This is a genomic window from Aeromonas sp. S5(2024) (assembly GCF_041403025.1).
GTDB lineage: Bacteria > Pseudomonadota > Gammaproteobacteria > Enterobacterales > Aeromonadaceae > Aeromonas > Aeromonas hydrophila.
On sequence record NZ_JBGLRI010000008.1, the window covers coordinates 215,013 to 236,353 of the forward strand.

Consider the following 21,341-nt stretch of genomic DNA (forward strand, 5'->3'; position numbering starts at 1 on the left):
CGTTTTTAAAATCAGGAGAGCGACTGCTTCTGCAGCGCAATGATGTCGGCGATGCCGCCCTTGGCGAGCGCCAGCATCTCCAGCAACTCTTCATGGGTGAAGGGTTCGGCCTCCGCGGTGCCCTGCACCTCGATGATGCGACCATCTTCGGTCATCACCACGTTCATGTCGGTCTCGGCGGCGGAATCTTCGATGTACTCTAGATCGCAGATAGCTTCCCCTTCATACATGCCGACGGAGACGGCAGCGATCATCTGCTTGAGCGGGCTCTGCTTGAGCATCCCCTTCTCGACCATCCAGTTCAGCGCATCCACCAGCGCCACGCAGGCACCTGTGATGGCGGCGGTGCGGGTGCCGCCGTCGGCCTGCAGCACGTCGCAGTCAACTGTGATGGAGTGCTCGCCTAGCGCGGTCAGGTCTACCGCCGCGCGCAGGGAGCGGGCGATCAGCCGGGAGATCTCCAAGGTACGACCACTCTGCTTGCCGGAGGCCGCTTCGCGGTTCATCCGGGAGTGGGTGGAGCGGGGCAGCATGCCGTACTCGGCGGTCACCCAGCCCTGATTCTTCCCTTTCAGGAAACGCGGCACGCTGGTGTCGACGCTGGCGGTGCAAAGCACGCGGGTGTTGCCGAATTCCACCAGCACGGACCCTTCAGCATGCTTGGTGAAGTGGCGGGTAATGGTGACCGGACGAAGCTGCGCGGCAGTGCGATCGCTGGGACGTGACATGGGACGGACCTCTGGGCTGGCTGAATTGGCGCAGGAGTATAAGTGATCCCAGCCCAAATATCAGCCGCTAAAACCACGCTGTCGGCTGACGGAGCAGGCCTGGCTGAGTATACTGGCCCCACACTTCATCAAGCCCGGAACAATCAATGATTCACAGCATGACCGCCTACGCCCGCAAGGAACTCAAGGGCGACTGGGGCACAGCCGTTTGGGAAATTCGTTCGGTCAACCAGCGCTATCTGGAGACCTACATTCGCCTGCCGGAACAACTGCGCAGCCTGGAGCCGGTTCTGCGTGAGCGCTTCCGCGCCAAGCTGCAGCGCGGCAAGGTGGAGTGCAACCTGCGGTTCGAGGCCGCCCAAGCCGCTGCCAGCCAGCTGCATATCAATGAAGAGCTGGCCAAGCTCATCATCGACAGCGCCAACTGGGTGATGAAAGAGGCGGGTCAGGGTCAGCTCAACCCGGTCGACGTGCTGCGCTGGCCGGGCGTGATGGCTGCCGCCGAACAGGACATGGATGCGGTCGCCACCGAGCTGCTCGGCGGGTTTGACCTGACCATGGAAGATTTCCTCGCTTCCCGCGCCAGCGAAGGGGCCAACCTCAAGGCCCTGATCGAACAGCGTCTGGCCGGCATTCAAGTAGAAGTGAAGAAGGTGCGCGTGCACCTGCCGCAGATCATCGAGTGGCAGCGCCAGAAGCTCACCGACCGTCTGGCCGAAGCCAAGGTGGAGCTGGATCCGGCACGCATCGAGCAGGAGATCGTGCTGCTGGCCCAGAAGATCGACGTGGCCGAAGAGCTGGATCGCCTGGAGATGCACATCAGCGAGACCAACAAGATCATGAAGAAGGGTGGCGCCTGTGGCCGTCGTCTCGACTTCATGATGCAGGAGTTCAACCGCGAGTCGAACACCCTGGGTTCCAAGTCGATCAACGCCGAGGTGACCCAGTCCGCTGTCGAGCTGAAGGTGCTCATCGAGCAGATGCGCGAACAAATTCAGAACATCGAGTAATCGATACAAGAAGCCCGTCAACGACGGGCTTCTTTCATTTAACAATGCGCTCGGTTGGCGGCCTGCGCCAGATCGGATTTTCACGTTGCACCGACAGCATCTGACTCACTTGTGCGGTATGCTGTCACGCTGACGATCAACCATGACCTCTGTTGAGGCCTGCCTTATGAAATACCTTGTAGTTCAAACCAAACAGATAGGGGATGTGCTGATCTCCACCGCACTGTGCAACAACCTCAAGCAGAATGACCCAAGCGGCGAGGTTCACTATCTGGTCATGGATTATTGCGCGGGTATGGCGCAGGGCAATCCCAATATCGATCGGCTCATCATCATCGAGAAGGCCAGGCGCAATGAGTGGCGCTACATGAAGGATCTGCTGCTGGCCATTCGCCGCGAGCGCTACGATGTGGTGGTCAACAGCCAGGGCCAGATGATCGGCCTGCTCAGCTGCCTCTTCTCCGGCGCCCGCCTGCGCATCGGGTTTGACTCCTTCCCCTGGCGGCTCGGCCACAACCGCATCGTGCGTTTTCGCAAGGACACCGAATTCCAGGGCAACAGCACCCTGGTTGACGATCGCTTCTCGCTGCTCAAGCCGCTCACGCTGGCCAGCGAGGATCGCAACTACTACCTCTGGCTCAGTGAAGAAGAGAAACAACAAGGAAAGGATGCCCTGCTGGCCGCCGGCGTCGACCTGAGCCGCCCGCTGATCGCCATGGGCGTCAACTCGCTCGGGCACTACAAGCGCTGGCCCATCGACTGCTTCGCCAAGGTCGCCCAGTGGCTGATCGAGCAGCACGATGCCCAGATTTTGATCTACTGCGGACCGGGGGAAGAGGAGTACAACCGCGGCCTGAAACCACTGCTGCCCGCCGCCCTGCAAGCCAGCGTCTTCGACCACATCAAGACCCGCTCGGTACGGGAGCTGGTGGGGCTGTTCGCCCACTGCCGGCTGTTTGTCGGCAATGACACCGGCCCCCGCCACATGGCGCAGGCCATCGACCTGCCCCTGCTGACCATAGTGGCCCCGGGCGGCGACAAGATCATCGCCAACCCGGTCAACCACCCCCGTTATCAGGCCATCGATGTGTTCGATGCCAAGGGACCCGACTTCCAGCTGCCGCAGAACGCGGAAAAGGACTTCATCGACGAAGCCCTGCTGCGCGCCATCACGCCCGAGCTGGTGATGGAACGGCTGACAGCGCTGCCTGGTTGGCAAACAGCCACGCCCTGAAAGTACGCTCGAATTCGGCCAGATCGAGGGAGTTGATATCCTGCTCCCGGGTATTGGTCGAGAACAGCACGGTGGCTGACGGGGAGTTGGGGTGCCACTCCAGGAAGTTCTCGTTGCCGCCACCTATGTCCGGGTTGTAGAGGCCAAGAATGGGCTTGTGCAACCCGGCGGCGATGTGCACCGTCGCCGTGTCCACCGAGATCAGCCCCTGACACTGGCGCAGCTGAGCAAACAGCCCGGCCAGCGAGGGCGCATCCGGTGACAACAGCAGGCGCTCCGGTCGGCTCAAGCCGGCCCGGATCCCGGCCACCTCCTCCTCCATACCCGGCGGGTAGAGCAGACAGATGGCGCAAGAGCCGGCCGCCAGCATCTGCTCAATCATCTGGCGGATAAGTTCAGGCCGCAGGCGGCGGGAGCTGCCACTGCCGTAAGGGTTGAAACAGAGGACCGGCTCTGCTGGCCACCAGATGGCCAGCGCATCGGGCGGGCTCATGGTCGGGACTATGTATTGCTGGTCCGGATTGGTCACGCCAAGTCGCTGCAGCAGCAGGGCGAACTTGTCGGAGAAGTGCATGCCGCTGGAGGCCTTGCCCAGCTTGAGGTTGACCGCCTGCAGGGCATCGTCCATGCCGGCAACCCAATCCGCCCTCACCTGGCTGATGAAGTAGATGTCCTTCATTTTCAGCATCTTGCCAAAGTGCACCAGACACTCTACCTCCCCCAGCGAGTGTGCCAGGCGCTTGAGCTGGCCATAGCCCGGCCGCTTGGGCACCTCTATCACCTTGTCCATACCGAAATGATCGCGAAACAGGGGAGCCATGACCGCAGTCGTGACGATCCACACTTCCCGCTCCGGGCTGGCGCGCTTGATTTCGCGGGCCACCCAGGACGAGACGATCGCATCGCCCAGCTTGGCATCCCAGCGCAGCAACACTATCTTCCCCTTGCGCTCATGCAGCGGGACCGGCCGCTTGCGATCGAACAGCAGCTGTCCCAGCTTGCGGCGAAGAATGTCACGCTGGAGTTGCAGATCGTTGATTAATGACATGAGTCCACCAGAAGGGCCGTTGAGTTGGAAAAAGGATGATAACAGCCTGACGCGACTAGAGCGCCATCAGGGCATCGACCTGACGGCTGATCTCCGCCGGTGACAGGGCCGCCAGATTGTCCGTGGTCGAGCGCAGGATGATATTGCGACCCGCCAGCGGAATGAAGGCATCGCGCCAGCGCTCGTTGTTCATCAACACCAGGGTGGGCACCCCGAAGGAAGAGGAGATATGGATGATGGAGGTATCGGTCGAGATGACCCCTCTCGCATCCTTGATGATCTTGGCGGCATCGAGAATGGTATCAGGAAACAGCACTCTCATGTCCTGCCGCGGGCACGCCACGGGCTGCCTGGAGAATACCAGGTAGGAGATCCCCTGATAGCTCGGCAACTGTGCCAGGATCCCATCGATCTGTGTCTCCGTCATCGAGTTGCCAACCTGACTGCCTGTCAGGTTGACCAGCAGATAGCGGCCATACGCGCCGGTATCGAGCTGCTCATTGCAGGGTGACGGTACCGTGGCAGGCACGCCAGCCGCATCACCTGCCACGCTGAGCATGCGATAGACGAAGTGATCCCTGACTGGGCGTGACGACACTATAGTGGCCTTCTGGTTGAACAGCGGCAGCAACTTCTGCTGCCCTTCACTCTTGAAGCGCAGGGGCAACGACTGCAAGCGCCCGTTGGCCAGCAACAGCAACTTGGCCATGGCGATATCGTCGGGCTCGTCAAACAGATTGATCACCAGGTCATACTGCCGTTGCCTGAGTTCACGCAGCTTGCACCACATGCTCGCCGGCCACAGGGTATCGTTCAGGGTGATCACGTGACACTCATCGATCCCGGCGACCGACGCCGCCAGCAGCTGATTGCGCTGGCTGCACACCAGCTCGAGGCGTACGGCGGGGTAGATCTCCCTGAGCCGGGCAATGGCGGGCAGGGTGAGAATGAAATCACCGATGGCGTCATAACCGACCACCAGTACCCGCTTCACCTTCGCCCCGGCGGGGCATGGGGCGGCGTCAGGCGCTCTGCCGATCAGCCATCTGGCAATGGAGTGGGTAAGCAACTTCTTGAGATTCATGGGTTATCCAGCATGTATGACCGGCAGCGTCGGCAAGGCTGACAGGGCTGCCAACCAACAGCCGCTGCCGGCACGCCCAGTGCTATTTCAGATAGTGGCCGTAGGCTCTGTCGTCTATGGTGGTGGTGAACAGATCTACATCCAGACAGCAGGGTTCCACCCCGGAGGCAGACAGGCCATTGAGCTGCAAGCGGCCGGTCAGATAGTCGGAGGGCATCCGCAGCGGATAGGCGCACTGCAATAATTTTTTCGCCCCGGCCAGGGTCAGCACATACCCAGCGGTAGAGAGTACCCCTCGCTTGGAGGAGCGGCTGGGCGTCAGGTATCTGGCAAGCCGGTAGCCACCGGGCAGGGATGACAGGAATGGCCAGCGCTTGGCTTTGCCATGATGCAGGAAGACGATCTCGGACTGGCAGGAGTCTACTATCGTCTCGATGATCGCCTTGCTGTGCATATGCAGATAGATGTCATCTTCGAGCACCACGCAGCGCTCAATACCCTCGGCGATGATGCGCTCATAAACTCGGATATGGCTCATAGCGCAGCCAATCTCGCCAAAACTCAGTTCATGACCACACACTTCTTTGGCCAGATCCAAATCCACCTTGGCCAGCTCGGCATTGCTCAGCGTCTTTCCGTCGGTTGCATCTACAAACTCGAAATCTATGCCCAGATGCGCCATCTGCTGGACAACCATCGCCCGTCGCTCAACGCTGCGAGCCAAACTGATGACAAAAACCGGAATCATGACGTGCAGGTATCCTTTTTAAACTCATGGGAAAACCAGATGAAAACCAGGCTGAGCGTGTACAGATAGAGCACCCCTTGATGCTCAAACGGCACATCGCTTAGGGAGTTAATAGCAAATGCGAGGGGAACCAGCACACCCGCCGAAATCCTGCTGATATTGTTCGCCGCCAGATAGAGCGGCAGGCCAAGAAAGATCACCAGTGCAATAAATCCTATGCTGCCGCGAACGACCAGATTCTGCATATATTGATTATGTGAATGGACCAGCGCCGGATGAAATATCAGAGGAGATATCTGATGATTATCGATCTGGGTCTGTTTCAATGCATTGAAACCATCCGTGCCCACCCCCGTCACAGGTGAATCCAAAAAACCCAGCCAGGCGCTCTGCCAGGCAATGACGCGCAAGCCCCATGATGAGTCGTACGAACCTTTTTCTGCCGAGTTGAGATCCGAGACTGCCTCTGCGACCCGAACCTGAACCAGCTGGTTGGTCTGATAAATGGCGCCCGTTGTGACCGTACACAATATGGCTACCGCAATGTATTTCCACGGTTTGAAGTAGGCCTTGTAGCAGATGACGTAGGCAAGAATGATCCCGAAGGCGAGCCAGACCCCCCGGCTCTGGGAGAGATAAAGTGCAAACAGGGCCGCAATCAAGCCAAACAGGCTCCCCCCCCTCAACCATCCAGGCAACTGTTTTTGCTGGAAGACAAACCAGTTGAGGATGGCCAGCGTCAGCGCTGCCTGCGAGAAAAGGATCGCGTTGGTAAACCCTTCCACCCTGGCAATGCCGTGCTGGTATTGCCAGATGCTGAGAGTGCCCAATCCCATCCCGCCCAGCACGATGGCCAGATAACCCAGCACCAGCAGGCTCGGCTTGCGCGGCATCATCAGCGCAAAGACGACGACATAAAACAGCCCGCGCATGACTCCGTATTGATCACCGTGGATCAACCGGTTGATGAAGATCATGGCGGCATAGACCAGCAGCCCCCAGAGAATGCGACGGTCTTTGAGCCCCACATCCCGTTGTTTGCCGACAAAGTAATTCAACAAACCGAAGATGCCGGTCACGGCCAGCAGATTGGATTGAATGCTCTGGCCGAAAGGGGCCAGAAACAGGCCGCAAAAGGAGAACAGAATGGTCAGCGCAAACAGGGCTGTGGTTGTTCTATCGAGCAAGGCAAGGCTTCTGCTGAGCATCAATCAAGACTTCCTGAAGACATAGTTACCCCGGATTTTGCGCCACAGGCCAAAAACATCGGTACGCGGGAAAATGGCAATACGGCGGATCCGGAAAGGGTCCTGGTGCATGGCTCTGGGCCCGCTGTTGGTGGCAACCGCAAAACGGTAACCCGCCGCCATCGCCTGCACCTTGGCGCTCTCATCCATATCCCCATAAGGGTAGGCGAATGACAGCAGAGGGTGGCCGAGCAGGGCTTCGAGCTGTCGTTTGTTCTCTTGAATTTCATGAGCTTGCTGATCGGGTGCAAGCTTGCTCAACCTGGGGTGGGTCAGGGTATGCCCGCCGATCTCCACATGACCGGAGGCCGTCAGCGCCTTGAGCTGCTCGCCATTCATCAGGTCCACCCGGGTGTCCGGATTGTTCGCCTGTTCCACGTCCCAGCGGTTATACCCTTCCCCCGTGACCACGTATACCACGGCTTTGTAACCATATTTTTCCAGCAGCGGCAGCATGCGGGTCAGATTGTCCTGATAGCCGTCGTCCGCGGTGATCATCAGGTACTTCTTGCCGTACTGCAGCCGGTGAATGAAGCCCTTGTCAGCCAAATCCCGAAACGTCAGGGTCTCATAACCCAGCCACTTCAGCAGGCGCAGGTGCTTCTCGAACATGGCGATCGGCATCCAGGTGCCGTGTACCCCCTTCTCGCTGTCATGCTCGATGAAGCGGTGATACATGATGACCGGCATCTCGCGGCGCAGGGTCTCGACCACCGCATCCTGATAGATGGATTCCAGGCCGGAGACGACTCCCGCCAAGCCATATTCGGCCTGAATACGCTGACGAATTGTGTCTGAAACGGTGCCACTGGCCAGGGCCAGGGCAATCTGTGCCTTCAGTGCGGCAAAATCGATCGCCAGATCCTGGGGGCCGATATCGCCGAAGTTGCTGGCAAGCGCCTCATCCAGATTGTGCTCGGTCACCAGCCCGATGGCCTTGGCTTCACCGATGGCAAAGGCGGGACGACCACAGAGCAGGGCCTCCATCGCCACCCGACCAGCACCGATCACCAAGTCGCATTGCGCCATCAGCGCAGGGACATCTTCCACATAACCGACGAAATCGACCCGCTCCTGAAAACGCTGGAAACGCGCAGGCAGCTGGCTGCCGCTCACCACCTTCACCTGGCAGGCGTCCAGATCCAGCACCTCATCCAGCAACCGATAGCAGAGCTCACCCTTGGGGCCGCTCAGCCGACCTATGATGGCGATCACCGGCCTGGCATTGGTCGGGGCAGGCACAGGCTGGAACTTGTCGGTTTCGATGCCGTTGCGCAGCACCTGCACGATGGCCGGATCCACCCCCAGATTGTCGATGATCTGGTGGGCGATATCCTCGCACACCGCCACCGCTCGAAAGCCGAGAGCATGGAAGGCCTTGCGGGAGGCATGCACCGGCTGGCGACCGTGCACCGTGGTGATCATGGGGGTGCCGGTCAGCTTGCAGGCCACATAGCTGCTCCAGCCAGAGGCGCGGGAGTGAGCATGCACCAGCTGGATATGATGCTTCTTGATCAAATAGATGAGGTAAAAGACGTGCCAGAAGCGGCGCAGAATGCTCCGCTTGTTGAATCGCAGCTTGAACACCTCACCCAGAGTGGGCTTGGTCAAGGTGTCCGATACGTAGAAAACCTGGTGGCCACGCCGGGTCAGTTCGTTACCGACCGTGGTGGCATAGACCTCAGCGCCCGTCACTTCGAGCTGGGAGAGTGCCATCAATATGTTCATTGCGTGGTTACCCGGTAGAAACTGAGAAAAACCGTGGCAAACAACAGAGCCGGAAGCAGGTATGGCCTGCTTCCGGCTTGTCTGCACATGGCGGTGTAAAGCTCACCCGTTAGCGGTTGAGCCACGCCATATAATCCGCGACCCCTTCGGCCACGGTTTTGAACTCGGCGTCATAACCGACGCCGCGCAGCTTGGTCATATCCGCCTGGGTAAAGCTCTGATAGCGCCCCTTGAGGTGATCCGGGAAGGGAATGTACTCGATGGCACCCTTCTGATGATGCTTGATCACCGCTTCGGCCACATTCTGGAACGGTTCGGCCCGGCCGGTACCGCAGTTGAAAATGCCGGAGTGCTGCGGATTCTGCCAGAACCAGAGGTTCACCTTGCAGACGTCATCCACATAGATGAAATCGCGCATCTGGCCGCCGTTGGGGAAACCGTCGCAGCCTTCGAACAGCTTGGGATTCTCGCCCTTCTTCACCTGGGTATTGAGGTGGAAGGCAACCGAGGCCATGGAGCCCTTGTGCTGCTCGCGCGGGCCATAGACGTTGAAGTACTTGAGACCGACTACCTGAGAATTGATCTCCGGCATCCAGCGACGCACGTACTGGTCGAACAGCTGCTTGGAGTAGCCGTAGACGTTGAGCGGCTGCTCGAACTTCGGATCTTCGATGAAGTTGTCGTTACGCCCGCCATAGGTGGCGGCAGAAGAGGCGTAGATGAACGGGATTTCCCGCTCGATGCAGTAGTGGAACAGATCCTTGGAGTACTCGTAGTTGACCTCCATGATGAACTTGCCGTTCCACTCGGTAGTGGCGGAGCAGGCACCTTCGTGGAAGATCACCTCAATGCCGCCATCCCACTCTTCAAATTCGTCGCCGGAAACGATCCGCGCCTGGAACTCATCCTTATCCATGTAATCGGCAATGGTCAGATCGACCAGATTGACGAACTTGGTGCCGTCGGTCAGGTCATCGATGACCACCACATCGGTCCGTCCTTGAGCGTTCAGCTGCTTGACCAGATTGCTGCCGATAAAGCCAGCACCGCCAGTTACTACGATCATGGAGTTTGCCTCGCGTACGTTGATGGCCACGTGTGACTGCCTGTTAAAGCTGTGTATAGTGAGCCAATTTGAAATTGCCGAAAAGTTTATCACGGGCCGCAAGGGGATTCGACCTTGACGATTTCACCGGCCAGGGGCCCGGCAGAGGGAACAGCGATGAAAACCAGAGACAGGATCATTCACAGCGCCACCGAGCTGTTCAACGATCAGGGTGAGCGCAACATCACCACCAACCACATTGCTGCCCATCTGGGCATCAGCCCGGGCAACCTCTATTACCACTTCCGCAATAAAGAAGACATCATCCACTCCATCTTCGACCAGTACGCCCGCCACCTGAGCGAGAGCTTCACGCCGGCGCGCAGCGACGAGATCAAGCTGGAAAACCTGATGGGCTATCTGGATGCCATCTTCTATCTGATGTGGCAGTTTCGCTTCTTCTACGCCAATCTGCCGGACATCCTCAGCCGCGATGAGCCACTGCAGCAAAAATACCTCAAGGCCCAGGAGCAGTTGCGCGCCGCCGTGGTGGCCCTGCTCAGAAGCCTGCGCGAGGGCGGCATCATAAATGTCAGCGACGAGGATCTGCCGGATCTGGGCCAGACCATCAAGATGGTGGTCACCTGCTGGATCCCGTTCCAGATTGCCCAGGCCCCCAACACCCGCATCACCAAGCCGTTGCTCTATCAGGGAGTCTTGCGGGTACTGTTCCTGCTGCGCCCCTATGTGCAGCCCCAGGTGGCCGACCAGATCCGCCAGCTGGAACAGCACTATCGTCAACTGGCCCAACCAGCTGGGTGAGATCTGTTTCACAATTGTTGAATGTCAGCACAATCATTTGAATTCACCGCAACAGATTGCAGTAAAATACTGCCCATTGTTGATAATCAGCTGAAATAGCCAATAAGGATCGAGGATGTCTAACGGATTCTATCGTCACCTGACCGAGCAGCTTGAGCAGGTGCAGGCTGAAGGGTTGTACAAGCAGGAGCGCGTCATCACCTCGGCCCAGCAGGCCCGGATTGCGGTGGGCGGTGAGCAGGTGCTGAACTTCTGTGCCAACAACTATCTGGGGCTGGCCAACCACCCGGACCTGATCGCAGCAGCTCATCAGGGGCTGGACAGCCACGGCTTCGGCATGGCCTCGGTCCGTTTCATCTGCGGCACCCAGGATCAGCACAAGGAGCTTGAGCAGAAGATGTCTGCCTTCCTGGGCACCGAAGACACCATCCTCTACTCCTCCTGCTTCGATGCCAATGGCGGTCTGTTCGAAACCCTGTTCGGTGCCGAAGACGCCATCATCTCCGATGCCCTCAACCACGCCTCCATCATCGACGGGGTCCGGTTGTGCAAGGCCAAGCGCTATCGCTACGCCAACAACGACATGGCCGAGCTGGAAGCCCAGCTCAAGCAGGCTGACGCCGACGGCGCCCGCTTCAAGCTGATCGCCACCGACGGCGTCTTCTCCATGGATGGCGTCATTGCCGACCTCAAATCCATCTGCGATCTGGCCGACAAGTACGACGCACTGGTGATGGTGGACGACTCCCACGCCGTCGGCTTCATCGGCGAGAACGGCCGCGGCACCCACGAATACTGTGGCGTGATGGACAGGGTCGACATCATCACCGGCACCCTGGGCAAGGCGCTCGGCGGCGCCTCCGGTGGCTACACCTCCGGCAAGAAGGAGGTGATCGACTGGTTGCGCCAGCGTTCCCGCCCCTATCTCTTCTCCAACTCGCTGGCCCCCTCCATCGTCGCCGCCACCATCAAGGTGATCGACATGCTGGCCGACGGGCATGCGCTGCGCTCCAGCCTCAAGGAGAACAGCCAATACTTCCGCGAACGGATGAGCGCCGCCGGCTTCACCCTGGCCGGGGCCGATCACGCCATCATTCCGGTGATGCTGGGTGACGCCAAACTGGCCGCCGAGATGGCAAGCCGCATGCTGGCCGCCGGCATCTACGTGGTGGGCTTCTCCTTCCCGGTGGTGCCCAAGGGTCAGGCCCGCATCCGCACCCAGATGTCCGCCGCCCACACTCGTGAGCAACTGGACAAGGCCATCGATGCCTTCATTCGCATCGGCCGCGAACTCGACATCATCTGATTTGAATCAAGGGGCCTGGCGCCCCTTCTTTCTGCATTCATCGTGAAGGAACAACCATGAAAGCGCTCTCCAAACTGCACAAAGAAGTCGGCATCTGGATGACGGACGTACCGGCCCCCGAACTCGGCCACAACGACCTGCTGATCAAGATCCGCAAGACCGCCATCTGTGGCACCGACATCCATATCTACAACTGGGACGAATGGTCACAGAAGACCATCCCGGTGCCCATGGTGGTCGGCCACGAATACGTCGGGGAAGTGGTCGCAATCGGCCAGGAAGTGCGCGGCTTCGCGGTCGGAGACCGGGTATCCGGTGAGGGCCACATCACCTGTGGCCACTGCCGCAACTGCCGTGCCGGCCGCACCCACCTGTGCCGCAACACCATAGGCGTGGGTGTCAACCGCCCCGGCGCCTTCGCCGAGTATCTGGTGATCCCGGCCTTCAACGCCTTCAAGCTGCCGGACAACGTCCCCGATGAACTGGCCGCCATCTTCGATCCGTTCGGCAACGCGGTGCACACCGCCCTCTCCTTCGACCTGGTCGGTGAAGACGTGCTGATCACCGGCGCCGGCCCCATCGGCATCATGGCCGCCGCCGTCTGCCGCCACGTGGGTGCCCGCCACGTGGTGATCACCGACGTCAACGAATACCGGCTCGAGCTGGCCCGCAAGATGGGTGCCACCCGCGCCGTCAACGTGGCCAAGGAGCAGCTCAGCGACGTGATGAGCGAACTCGGCATGACCGAAGGGTTCGACGTGGGGCTGGAGATGTCCGGCGTACCCAGCGCCTTCCAGGACATGATCGACAAGATGAACCACGGCGGCAAAATCGCCATGCTCGGCATCCCCCCCGCTACCATGGCCATCGACTGGGGCAAGGTGATCTTCAAGGGTTTGTTTATCAAAGGGATCTACGGTCGTGAGATGTTCGAGACCTGGTACAAGATGGCCAGCCTGATCCAGTCCGGGCTGGATCTCTCCCCCATCATCACCCATCGCTTCCACATCGACGACTTCCAGCAAGGGTTCGATGCCATGCGCTCAGGCCAGTCCGGCAAGGTGATCCTCAGCTGGGACAAATAAGCCTTTCGTCCCGCCCATGAGATGAAACCCGGTGAAAACCGGGTTTCTTTTTTTCGGGCCAGCCTCGCCAGTTTGTGATCTGACGAAGAAACTTTGCACGCAGAGTGCTTAACACTTCACACACAAGCGTTTAAATGGCTGTAACTATTCGGTTATAATCCAGTCGTTTTCTAGGGATAATAAAAGCCTGCTGGGAGTACATGAGCGTGTTGAAAAAACTGAGCTATTTGCTGGCGGTCGGGATGACGGCCGCCAGTTTGTCCGGCGTAGTGCTTGCTGCCGATGATATGTCACCGGAGGCAATTGCCGAGCGGATCAAGCCTGTCGGTCAAGTCTATACCGCCAAGGATCTGGAAGGGATTGCGACCGCAGGCGCAGCCCCTGCGGCGACAGCGGCATCTGGTCCGCGCGACGGCGAAGCCGTGTTCAAGGGCGCCTGCTTCGCCTGCCACGATGCCGGCATCGCCGGTGCACCCAAGCGTGGCGACAAGGCCGCCTGGGAACCACGTATCGCCCAAGGCATTGAAACGCTTAAGAAACACGCCATTGCCGGCTTCGCAGGCAAGACCGGTGTGATGCCGCCACGAGGAACTTGCGCCACCTGTAGCGATGAAGAGATCGAAAACGCCATTCACTACATGATCGACAAGCTCTAAGTGTTTGAAAGGGCCGCATTTGCGGCCCTTTCAATCTGATGACTTCCGGCTACTCTTTGTAGGGTAGGCAAACCGGGAGTTACTCATGTCAGCGCAACCAATAGCACCCCATTACTCGACTCCCTTGCTGGCGTTGGTCTCCGCTATTATGGATTTCCCCGCCCCCTCCGCCGCCACTTCCAAAGATTACGACACCCTGATCCAGCAGTTGAACCAGCTCTGTCCGCTGCAGCATTTCGGCATGCTCGGCTTGTCGGAAGCCGGCCTGCAGTGGGTATGCGAATACCAGATCTCCGACAGCTTCAAATTGCAGCTGGGGCTGGAAGAGTCACGCATCACCGATCAACTGACCCAGCTCGATGAAGCCGATGGCTGGTGTTCGCTGCCGGTCGAGCATGGTCAAGTCCAGTGGCTGCTGGCCTGCTGCCAGCCCAAGGAGCTGCCAACCCTGCGCCTGTTGCTGGAGTGCCTGGCCAAGCGATTGAACGAGACCCAGGCAGGCTCCCAGCTGTCGGAGCTGGCCTCACCGCTGATCCGCAAAGACCCTGACTGGCAGAAGAAAATCGAGAGCATCAACCGCATCATCCGGCTGGCCAACACCTTGCCCAGTCAGGCGCTGTTCTCCCAGCTCGAGGCGGTACTTCGCCAGATGCTGGCCATTCAGGACATGCTGCTGGTGCGCATCGACAGCCACCGGCTCGAGAAGATCTATCCGGAGCAGCCCCCCCACAGCGACGAGTTCATTACCGGGCTGTGCCACAGCACCAACAACATGGAACAGCACAAGGAGCAGCTCTACTGGTATAGCCAACCGCTGCGCCTTCAGCAGCAGTACTTCGCCCACTTTCTCATCAGCCTGCAACACCCGCTGGAAACCGATGACCGGCTGTTTCTCGACTTCCTGCGCAGCCAGCTCACCCTGCTGCTGGAGCTGAGGCGGATCCGCCAGCAGCTGCACGACATCAACTCGGAAGATTCCATCAACCAGCGCCTGCAACAGCTGCGTCAGACCAACCTCAGGCTGCAAAAGCAGCTCAAGCAGCATCAGGAGCTGGAACGCCGGCTGCAGTTCGACGCCCTGCACGATCCGCTGACCCAGCTGCCCAACCGGGCCCTGCTGATGAATCACCTCAACCATGCCATGACCCACTTTCACCGCTACAAGTCGCCCGGTTTCTCGCTGATCTTCATCGATGTGGACCACTTCAAGCAGGTCAACGACACCCTGGGCCATAGCGCCGGTGACCAACTGCTCAAGGAGATGAGCCGCCGCCTGCAGACCTGCATTCGACAAAACGACATGGTGGCCAGGCTGGGTGGGGATGAATTCGTCATCTATCTGGACAACAGCAAGACCGAGGAGGATATCAGCCCGGTACTCAACCGCATCATCAGTCGCCTCTCCTACCCTTTTCGGCTGATGGGCAACGAGCTGGGCATCACGGTCAGTCTGGGGGTGGCCAGCGTATCGGAACAGACCTCCGACATCAGCCAGCTGCTCCATCAGGCCGACTTGGCCATGTACCAGGCCAAACGCAACGGCCGCAGTCGCATCGTCAGCTATTCGGAAGAGTGCTCGGTCCAGACCTGGGCCTCGCCGGAAGAGATGCTGGCAAGAGCGCTGCGCGAAGGGCGCATCGTCCCCTATTTTCAGCCGGTGATCCGACTCAAGGACAGTCGGCTGACCGGGCTGGAGGTGATGGCCCGCTGGATCACCGAAGAGGGGGTACTCAAAGACGCGTTCGACTTTATCCCGCTGGCGGAGCAGTGCGGTCTCATTCAGGAGCTGGACTACCAGATCCTGAGCCACACCTGCCAACAATTGAAGGAGTGGCTGCCGCTGTCAGGCCAGAGCAAGTTCAAGGTGGCCATCAACTTGTCCGGCAAGCATCTGGTCAGCCATGAGCAGATCATGAAGTTGGTTGAAATCATCGAATCCGAGGGGATCGCCCCCGGCTATCTGATCTTCGAGTTCAACGAGCGGGAGCTGTCACGGCAGGACTCCGATGCCCTCACCTCTTTGCACGAATTGAGAGCCAAGGGTATCCAGATCAGTCTGGATGACTTTGGGACCGGGTTTTCTTCCCTCAACGCCCTGTTCCACTTTCCGGTGGACTACATCAAGGTGGATGACAGCTTCACCCATCGCATGCTGCAGTCCCCCAAGGATCTCGCCCTCATTCGTGCCATGCGCGACATCTGCCAGGATCTGGACTTTACCCTGGTGGTGGAAGGCATCGAAAACCAGCAGCAGTTGCAGAAACTGATCGACCTGGGCTGCTTGATGGGCCAGGGGCGCTATATCTCGCCCCCCATGCCCGGAGCCGATATCCCCCCCCTGCTCACCCAGACCAAGAACGAGCGCGGCTAACCACCACTCAATCCTTCTTGAACAGCGCTCTCAGGTTGGCGACCCCGACCTGCCCCTTCTGCTGACGCTCCTCGGCCGTCACCTTCTTCTGGTTTTCCCACTCCAGATCGTCCTGCGGCAACTCCAGCAGGAAGCGGCTCGGCTCCGGCCGCACTGACTCGCCGTACTGGCGCCGCTCCTTGCAGAGGGTAAAAGTGAGCTCGGTCTGGGCCCGGGTGATGCCCACATAGGCGAGGCGCCGCTCCTCCTCCACGTTGTCTTCATCGATGCTGGTCTGATGGGGCAGCAAGCCCTCCTCCATGCCCACCATGTAGACATAGGGAAACTCCAGCCCCTTGGAGGCGTGCAGGGTCATCAGCTGCACCTGATCAGCCTCATCCTCTCCCTCGTTGCGCTCCATCATGTCACGCAGGGTGAGCCGGGTAACCACCTGAGCCAGAGTCATTGCTTCCTCCAGCTCATCCCCCTCCAGCATCTCGGTGATCCAGCGGTAAAGGGTGGAGACGTTCTGCATCCGCATCTCTGCCGCCTTCGGGCTGGGAGAGGTCTCGTAGAGCCACTCCTCGTAGTGGATCTCCTTGATCATGTCCCGCACCGCCTCCACCGGATTGCCGCGCAGCGCCTGATCGCCGAGCCGCACCAGCCAGTTGGTGAAGGCCTGCAGGGCGGATAGACCACGCCCGGAGAGGTGTTGCTCCAGCCCCAGCTCGAAGCTGGCGGCAAACAGGCTCTTGCCACGCTGGTTGGCATACTGGCCCAGTTTTTCGAGGGTGGTGGGGCCGATCTCCCGGCGCGGCAGGTTGACCACCCGCAGGAAGGCCGTGTCCTCGTCCGGGTTCACCAGCAGCTTGAGGTAGGCCATGATGTCCTTGATCTCGGTGCGGGAGAAAAACGAGGTGCCGCCCGAGATACGGTAGGGAATGCGGTTGGTCATCAGCGCCTTCTCGAAGATGCGCGACTGATGGTTGCCCCGATAGAGGATGGCGTAGTCTTTGAACCGGGTGCGGTTCATGAACTTGTGGCCCATCAGCTCGGCGGCGATACGCTCCGCCTCATGCTCCTCATTCTTGGCAAACAGCACCTTGAGCTTCACCCCTTCATCGAGCTCGGAGAAGAGCGCCTTGTCATAGACGTGGGGGTTGTTGGCGATCAGGATATTGGCGCACTTGAGGATCCGCTTCTTGGAACGGTAGTTCTGCTCCAGCTTGATGAGCTTGAGGCTGGGAAAATCCTCGTTCAGCAACACCAGGTTCTGCGGCTTGGCCCCACGCCAGGAGTAGATGGACTGGTCATCGTCCCCCACCACGGTAAAACGGGCCCGCTCGCCGACAATTTGCTTCACCAGCTCGTACTGGCTGGTGTTGGTGTCCTGATATTCGTCGACCAGCAGATAACGGATCTTGTTCTGCCAGCGGGTGCGTACCTCCTCGTTGCTCTTGAGCAGCAGGGTCGGCATCACGATGAGATCGTCAAAATCCAGCGCGTTGTAGGCCACCATCTGGCGGTGATAGCGTTCATAGAGCTGGGCCAGCAACACTTCTTCCGGGCCGCGGGCGATGCGCATGGCGCGAGCCGGCAGGATGAGGTCGTTCTTCCAGTTGGATATCTGGCTGATGAGGGCCGAGAGCTTGTCCTTGTCGTTGTCGAGCTCCGCCTCGGTCAGCTCTTTCAACAGCGCCAGCTGGTCGGTATCGTCAAACAGGGAAAAATTGGCCTTGAGGTTCAGGCTCTTGTGCTCGCGGCGGATGATCTCGAGCCCTAGGGTGTGGAAGGTGGAGACCATCAGCCCCCGCGCCTCCTTGCGACCCAGGGTCTGGCCGACCCGCTCCTTCATCTCTCGTGCCGCCTTGTTGGTGAAGGTCACGGCGGCGATGTTGCGCGCGTTGTAGCCGCACTGCTGTACCAGATAGGCAATCTTGTTGGTGATGACGCGGGTCTTGCCCGATCCGGCACCCGCCAGCACCAGGCAAGGGCCGGAGACAAACTTGACCGCTTCGTTCTGATTGGGGTTGAGCTTCATGGGCCGGATCTCTTGGCTTATGATGAGGGGCGGCATTGTAACAGAGATCCCGCAGGCAGCCGAAACCGCAGGCAATATCCCGCCACAGTGCCTTGTGTTTGGCCGCCATTTTCCGGATCATGGCCGACTTTTCCAGATGATATGAGGGGAGCATGAACCAGCAACAGCACGCCCGGCTGCGCAGCCAGTTTCCGGCCTTGGCGCAAGAGGTCAACGGCCACCCTCTGATCTATCTGGACAACGCCGCCACCACCCAGAAACCCCAGGCGGTGCTGGACGCCATCGCGCATTACTACAGCGCCGACAACGCCAACGTACACCGCGCCGCCCATGCCCTGAGCGGCCGCGCCACCCGAGCCTTCGAGGCCGCCCGCGAGACGGTTGCCCGCTTTATCAATGCGCCTCACAGTCGCGAGGTAATCTGGACCCGTGGCACTACTGAGGCGATCAATCTGGTGGCCCAGAGCTGGGGCATGAGCGAACTTCAGGCGGGAGACGAGATAGTGCTCAGCACCCTGGAGCACCACGCCAACATTGTCCCCTGGCAGCTGATTGCCCAGCGTACCGGTGCCGTGATCCGGGTCATCCCTCTCGATGAGCGGGGCGATCTCGATCTGGCGGCCTATCGCGCCATGCTGGGGCCACGTACCCGGCTGGTGAGCGTGGCCCACGTCTCCAATGCCCTTGGCACCGTCAATCCAGTCAAAGAGATGGTGGCAGCGGCCAAGGCGGTCGGGGCCCTGACCCTGATCGACGGCGCCCAGGCGGTGGCCCATCTCGAGGTAGATGTGCAGGCTATTGGCTGCGACTTCTACGCCTTCTCCAGCCACAAGCTCTATGGCCCGACCGGGATCGGCGTGCTGTGGGGGCGCACCGAGCTGCTGGACCGGATGCCACCCTGGCAAGCGGGGGGCGAGATGATCGACAGAGTCAGCTTCGCCGGCACCACCTTCAACACCCTGCCCTTCAAGTTTGAAGCCGGCACCCCTCATATTGCCGGTGCCATCGGTCTCGCAGTGGCTATCGAGTTTGTGATGGAGCAGGACAGGGACTCATTGGCCAGTTATGAAGCGGCGCTGACCGACTATCTGGTTGCCGGGCTGCAACAGTTGCCGGGGCTGCGTCTGGTCGGCGAACCTCGCCAACGCGCAGGCGCCGTCTCCTTCCTGCTGGAGGATATCCACCCGCAAGATGCCGCCACCCTGCTCGACATGCAGGGGATCGCGCTGCGGGTCGGCCATCACTGCGCCATGCCGCTGATGGAATCGCTCGGTATCGGCGGTACCCTGCGCGCCTCGCTGGCCTGCTACAACAATCGGGACGATGTCGACGCCCTGCTGGCCGCCCTGCACAAACTCAGTGACTTCTTCTAAGGCAGACAATCCAATGTGTGACCTCGCAAGCTATACCCAGATTGGCGTTGAGCCCGACGCAAATAGCATCCGTCAGCAATTTGCCGCAGCCCACGGCTGGGAGAACCAATACCGGCTCATCATCCAGCTCGGCAAGCAGCTGCCTGCCCTGCCCGGCGAATGGCAGCAGGAGGCATTTCGCCTCAAGGGATGTGAAAGCCAGGCCTGGCTGAAGGGGGAGAAAGGCGAGGATGGTAACTGGCACTTTGCCTGCGATTCAGATGCCCGCATCGTGCGGGGCCTTATCGTCATCGTGCTGGCGGCGCTCAACCACCAACCCGCAGCGGCGATCCAGTCCTTCGACATGGAGGGCTATTTCACCGAACTGGGGCTTGAGAAACACTTGAGCCCGTCACGGGGCAACGGGCTCAGAGCTATCGTGTTGGCAATCCGGGAGCAGGCCGTCTAACCCGCCTTGCCCAGTGGTCGATCAGGCTTCGTCAATCGACCCTGCACCTTCATTCCCGGCCTCTTTCTCGGCACGGGCTCCCCGCTCGGCAATCTTCTTCAATACCCGGGACGCGGCGACCAGCCCAAAGGTGGCCGTCACCGGCGTAACGGCGCCGAAGCCAGAGGCACAATCCATCTTCATATTGCCGTCGCTGGCCGCCTTGGCCTGGCAGGTGCCGCCATTGCCATCCGGATAACTCAGCTGCTCGGTTGAGAAGACGCACTCCACCCCGAACTTGCGCGCCGGATTCTTGCTGAAGTTGTGCAGCCGGCGCAGGTCGGAGCGCACCTTGGCGGCCAGCGGATCCTGAATGGTCTTGGCCAGGTCGGCCACGGTGATTTGGGTCGGGTCCATCTGCCCGCCGGCACCGCCGGCCACGATTACCGGAATCTTGTTGCGCTTGCAGAAGGCAATCAGCGCTACCTTGGCCTTGACCGAGTCGATGGCATCCACCACATAGTCAAACTCCCGCTTGATATGCTCGGCCAGGTTGTCGACGGTGACGAAGTCATCCACTTCGATCACCTCGCAATCCGGATTGATGGCACGGATGCGCTCGGCCATCACCTCCGTCTTGAGACGACCGACCGTCCCCTGCATGGCGTGGATCTGGCGATTGGTGTTGGTGATACAGATATCGTCCATGTCGATCAGGGTGATCTGGTTGATACCGGCCCGAGCCAGCGCCTCGGCCACCCAGGAGCCGACGCCACCGATCCCGACCACACAGACTTTCGCCTGGCTGAAGGAGCGCAGCGCACTCTGACCATAAAGACGGGCAATGCCCCCGAATCGCTGTAGATACTCTGCTTTCATACCACCACCTTGCTTGAGGGCGGCCATTATAGCGGCAACCTCTCTCAGGGGCGATGATCGGATGATGGCGGTGTTGAGGTGAGGGAAAAGGAATGCGGTGTCGGAAACGAAAAAAAGCCCAGTCGTTAGACTGGGCTTCTTGTTAGTGGCGGAGCGGACGGGACTCGAACCCGCGACCCCCGGCGTGACAGGCCGGTATTCTAACCGACTGAACTACCGCTCCGCTGTCTGGTTAGCTTTTTGCTAAATTGTCTGCCGCTTCATTGAGGTGTCATCCTCTCGGCCAACGTCGTGATGTGCACGTCGCTGTTTAATTGGGTGCCTGGCAGTGTCCTACTCTCGCATGGCGAATGCCACACTACCATCGGCGCTACCGCGTTTCACTTCTGAGTTCGGCATGGGTTCAGGTGGTTCCACGGCGCTATGGCCGCCAGGCAAATTCTTCAATCTAAGAAAGCTGATTTTGTTGTTCGTTCTCGGTATCTGCTACAAGCCTTAGAACACTTCTTGGGTGTTGTATGGTTAAGCCT

18 protein-coding genes, 1 tRNA gene and 1 rRNA gene are annotated in these 21,341 nt (G+C 59.7%); 9 read left to right on the forward strand and 11 right to left on the reverse strand.

The window, feature by feature from the left end:
* Nucleotides 1-11: 11 nt before the first annotated feature.
* Nucleotides 12-728 carry a ribonuclease PH gene (gene rph / locus ACB032_RS16350; protein WP_024945517.1) on the reverse strand — a complete coding sequence of 239 codons (717 nt, stop codon included), beginning with the start codon at nt 726-728 and terminating at the stop codon, nt 12-14.
* Nucleotides 729-874: 146 nt separating this feature from the next.
* Between rph and ACB032_RS16355 the strand changes: the two genes are divergently transcribed.
* Entirely contained in the window at nt 875-1,738 is an 864-nt protein-coding gene (locus ACB032_RS16355) for a YicC/YloC family endoribonuclease (protein ID WP_011707879.1), read from the forward strand.
* A 166-nt stretch (nt 1,739-1,904) separates the two neighbouring features.
* Nucleotides 1,905-2,972, forward strand: a complete 1,068-nt coding sequence (locus ACB032_RS16360; RefSeq protein ID WP_371138334.1) for a glycosyltransferase family 9 protein — start codon at nt 1,905-1,907, stop codon at nt 2,970-2,972.
* On the opposite strand, the gene ACB032_RS16365 is transcribed toward ACB032_RS16360, so the two are convergent.
* From ACB032_RS16365 to rfaD, 6 genes are all read right to left on the reverse strand, one after another.
* The gene (locus tag ACB032_RS16365) at nt 2,908-4,020 is read right to left on the reverse strand and encodes a glycosyltransferase family 9 protein (protein ID WP_201355120.1); all 1,113 of its coding nucleotides are present in this window, start codon (nt 4,018-4,020) and stop codon (nt 2,908-2,910) included. The two genes, ACB032_RS16360 and ACB032_RS16365, sit on opposite strands and share 65 nt — an antisense overlap.
* Before the next feature lie 55 nt (nt 4,021-4,075).
* Nucleotides 4,076-5,104 carry a glycosyltransferase family 9 protein gene (locus tag ACB032_RS16370; RefSeq protein ID WP_201355119.1) on the reverse strand — a complete coding sequence of 343 codons (1,029 nt, stop codon included), beginning with the start codon at nt 5,102-5,104 and terminating at the stop codon, nt 4,076-4,078.
* An 82-nt stretch (nt 5,105-5,186) separates the two neighbouring features.
* On the reverse strand, nt 5,187-5,852 hold the full coding sequence (locus tag ACB032_RS16375) for a glycosyltransferase family 25 protein (protein ID WP_041216894.1): 666 nt from the start codon (nt 5,850-5,852) through the stop codon (nt 5,187-5,189).
* Nucleotides 5,849-7,063, reverse strand: a complete 1,215-nt coding sequence (locus tag ACB032_RS16380) for an O-antigen ligase family protein (RefSeq protein ID WP_371138335.1) — start codon at nt 7,061-7,063, stop codon at nt 5,849-5,851. Before ACB032_RS16380 ends, ACB032_RS16375 begins: the two co-directional genes overlap by 4 nt.
* Nucleotides 7,064-8,827: a glycosyltransferase gene (locus tag ACB032_RS16385; protein WP_371138336.1), complete on the reverse strand. Its 1,764-nt coding sequence runs from the start codon at nt 8,825-8,827 to the stop codon at nt 7,064-7,066.
* 109 nt (nt 8,828-8,936) lie between these two features.
* The gene (gene rfaD / locus ACB032_RS16390; protein WP_024945510.1) at nt 8,937-9,893 is read right to left on the reverse strand and encodes an ADP-glyceromanno-heptose 6-epimerase; all 957 of its coding nucleotides are present in this window, start codon (nt 9,891-9,893) and stop codon (nt 8,937-8,939) included.
* A 156-nt stretch (nt 9,894-10,049) separates the two neighbouring features.
* Here rfaD and ACB032_RS16395 point away from each other — a divergent pair, with 156 nt between their 5' ends.
* The 5 genes from ACB032_RS16395 to ACB032_RS16415 all read left to right on the forward strand — a co-directional run bounded on the left by ACB032_RS16395 (nt 10,050) and on the right by ACB032_RS16415 (nt 16,112).
* A complete protein-coding gene (locus tag ACB032_RS16395; protein ID WP_011707886.1) occupies nt 10,050-10,694 on the forward strand; it encodes a TetR/AcrR family transcriptional regulator in 645 nt (214 codons plus the stop codon).
* Nucleotides 10,695-10,809: 115 nt separating this feature from the next.
* The gene (locus tag ACB032_RS16400) at nt 10,810-12,000 is read left to right on the forward strand and encodes a glycine C-acetyltransferase (RefSeq protein WP_043126108.1); all 1,191 of its coding nucleotides are present in this window, start codon (nt 10,810-10,812) and stop codon (nt 11,998-12,000) included.
* A 56-nt stretch (nt 12,001-12,056) separates the two neighbouring features.
* The gene (gene tdh, locus ACB032_RS16405) at nt 12,057-13,085 is read left to right on the forward strand and encodes an L-threonine 3-dehydrogenase (RefSeq protein ID WP_016352377.1); all 1,029 of its coding nucleotides are present in this window, start codon (nt 12,057-12,059) and stop codon (nt 13,083-13,085) included.
* Between the two features lie 200 nt (nt 13,086-13,285).
* The gene (locus ACB032_RS16410; RefSeq protein ID WP_016352378.1) at nt 13,286-13,741 is read left to right on the forward strand and encodes a cytochrome c5 family protein; all 456 of its coding nucleotides are present in this window, start codon (nt 13,286-13,288) and stop codon (nt 13,739-13,741) included.
* 85 nt (nt 13,742-13,826) lie between these two features.
* Nucleotides 13,827-16,112 carry a bifunctional diguanylate cyclase/phosphodiesterase gene (locus ACB032_RS16415; RefSeq protein ID WP_224479761.1) on the forward strand — a complete coding sequence of 762 codons (2,286 nt, stop codon included), beginning with the start codon at nt 13,827-13,829 and terminating at the stop codon, nt 16,110-16,112.
* A 7-nt stretch (nt 16,113-16,119) separates the two neighbouring features.
* On the opposite strand, the gene rep is transcribed toward ACB032_RS16415, so the two are convergent.
* Nucleotides 16,120-18,132 carry a DNA helicase Rep gene (gene rep / locus ACB032_RS16420; protein ID WP_016352380.1) on the reverse strand — a complete coding sequence of 671 codons (2,013 nt, stop codon included), beginning with the start codon at nt 18,130-18,132 and terminating at the stop codon, nt 16,120-16,122.
* A 152-nt stretch (nt 18,133-18,284) separates the two neighbouring features.
* On the opposite strand from rep, the gene ACB032_RS16425 reads away from it, so the two are divergent.
* Both ACB032_RS16425 and ACB032_RS16430 read left to right on the forward strand, forming a co-directional pair.
* Nucleotides 18,285-19,505 (forward strand): aminotransferase class V-fold PLP-dependent enzyme, encoded by a 1,221-nt coding sequence (locus ACB032_RS16425; protein ID WP_371138337.1) that lies wholly within the window; start codon nt 18,285-18,287, stop codon nt 19,503-19,505.
* A 13-nt stretch (nt 19,506-19,518) separates the two neighbouring features.
* Nucleotides 19,519-19,953, forward strand: a complete 435-nt coding sequence (locus ACB032_RS16430; RefSeq protein ID WP_371138338.1) for a SufE family protein — start codon at nt 19,519-19,521, stop codon at nt 19,951-19,953.
* Nucleotides 19,954-19,974: 21 nt separating this feature from the next.
* On the opposite strand, the gene tcdA is transcribed toward ACB032_RS16430, so the two are convergent.
* From tcdA to rrf, 3 genes are all read right to left on the reverse strand, one after another.
* Nucleotides 19,975-20,811 (reverse strand): tRNA cyclic N6-threonylcarbamoyladenosine(37) synthase TcdA, encoded by an 837-nt coding sequence (tcdA, locus tag ACB032_RS16435; RefSeq protein ID WP_371138339.1) that lies wholly within the window; start codon nt 20,809-20,811, stop codon nt 19,975-19,977.
* Between the two features lie 146 nt (nt 20,812-20,957).
* Nucleotides 20,958-21,034: transfer RNA gene (locus ACB032_RS16440), tRNA-Asp, on the reverse strand.
* 97 nt (nt 21,035-21,131) lie between these two features.
* Nucleotides 21,132-21,246, reverse strand: a 5S ribosomal RNA gene (gene rrf / locus ACB032_RS16445).
* Nucleotides 21,247-21,341: the final 95 nt, after the last annotated feature.

Excerpts from the sequence above, each read along its gene's own strand:
- rph (WP_024945517.1), bottom strand. The coding sequence starts at position 728 with ATGTCACGTCCCAGCGATCGCACTGCCGCGCAGCTTCGTCCGGTCACC.
- ACB032_RS16400 (WP_043126108.1), top strand. The coding sequence starts at position 10,810 with ATGTCTAACGGATTCTATCGTCACCTGACCGAGCAGCTTGAGCAGGTG.
- ACB032_RS16410 (WP_016352378.1), top strand. The coding sequence starts at position 13,286 with ATGAGCGTGTTGAAAAAACTGAGCTATTTGCTGGCGGTCGGGATGACG.
- ACB032_RS16425 (WP_371138337.1), top strand. The coding sequence starts at position 18,285 with ATGAACCAGCAACAGCACGCCCGGCTGCGCAGCCAGTTTCCGGCCTTG.
- ACB032_RS16385 (WP_371138336.1), bottom strand. The coding sequence starts at position 8,827 with ATGAACATATTGATGGCACTCTCCCAGCTCGAAGTGACGGGCGCTGAG.
- ACB032_RS16415 (WP_224479761.1), top strand. The coding sequence starts at position 13,827 with ATGTCAGCGCAACCAATAGCACCCCATTACTCGACTCCCTTGCTGGCG.
- tdh (WP_016352377.1), top strand. The coding sequence starts at position 12,057 with ATGAAAGCGCTCTCCAAACTGCACAAAGAAGTCGGCATCTGGATGACG.
- tcdA (WP_371138339.1), bottom strand. The coding sequence starts at position 20,811 with ATGAAAGCAGAGTATCTACAGCGATTCGGGGGCATTGCCCGTCTTTAT.
- ACB032_RS16365 (WP_201355120.1), bottom strand. The coding sequence starts at position 4,020 with ATGTCATTAATCAACGATCTGCAACTCCAGCGTGACATTCTTCGCCGC.
- ACB032_RS16430 (WP_371138338.1), top strand. The coding sequence starts at position 19,519 with ATGTGTGACCTCGCAAGCTATACCCAGATTGGCGTTGAGCCCGACGCA.
- ACB032_RS16355 (WP_011707879.1), top strand. The coding sequence starts at position 875 with ATGATTCACAGCATGACCGCCTACGCCCGCAAGGAACTCAAGGGCGAC.
- rep (WP_016352380.1), bottom strand. The coding sequence starts at position 18,132 with ATGAAGCTCAACCCCAATCAGAACGAAGCGGTCAAGTTTGTCTCCGGC.
- ACB032_RS16370 (WP_201355119.1), bottom strand. The coding sequence starts at position 5,104 with ATGAATCTCAAGAAGTTGCTTACCCACTCCATTGCCAGATGGCTGATC.
- ACB032_RS16375 (WP_041216894.1), bottom strand. The coding sequence starts at position 5,852 with ATGATTCCGGTTTTTGTCATCAGTTTGGCTCGCAGCGTTGAGCGACGG.
- ACB032_RS16360 (WP_371138334.1), top strand. The coding sequence starts at position 1,905 with ATGAAATACCTTGTAGTTCAAACCAAACAGATAGGGGATGTGCTGATC.
- rfaD (WP_024945510.1), bottom strand. The coding sequence starts at position 9,893 with ATGATCGTAGTAACTGGCGGTGCTGGCTTTATCGGCAGCAATCTGGTC.
- ACB032_RS16395 (WP_011707886.1), top strand. The coding sequence starts at position 10,050 with ATGAAAACCAGAGACAGGATCATTCACAGCGCCACCGAGCTGTTCAAC.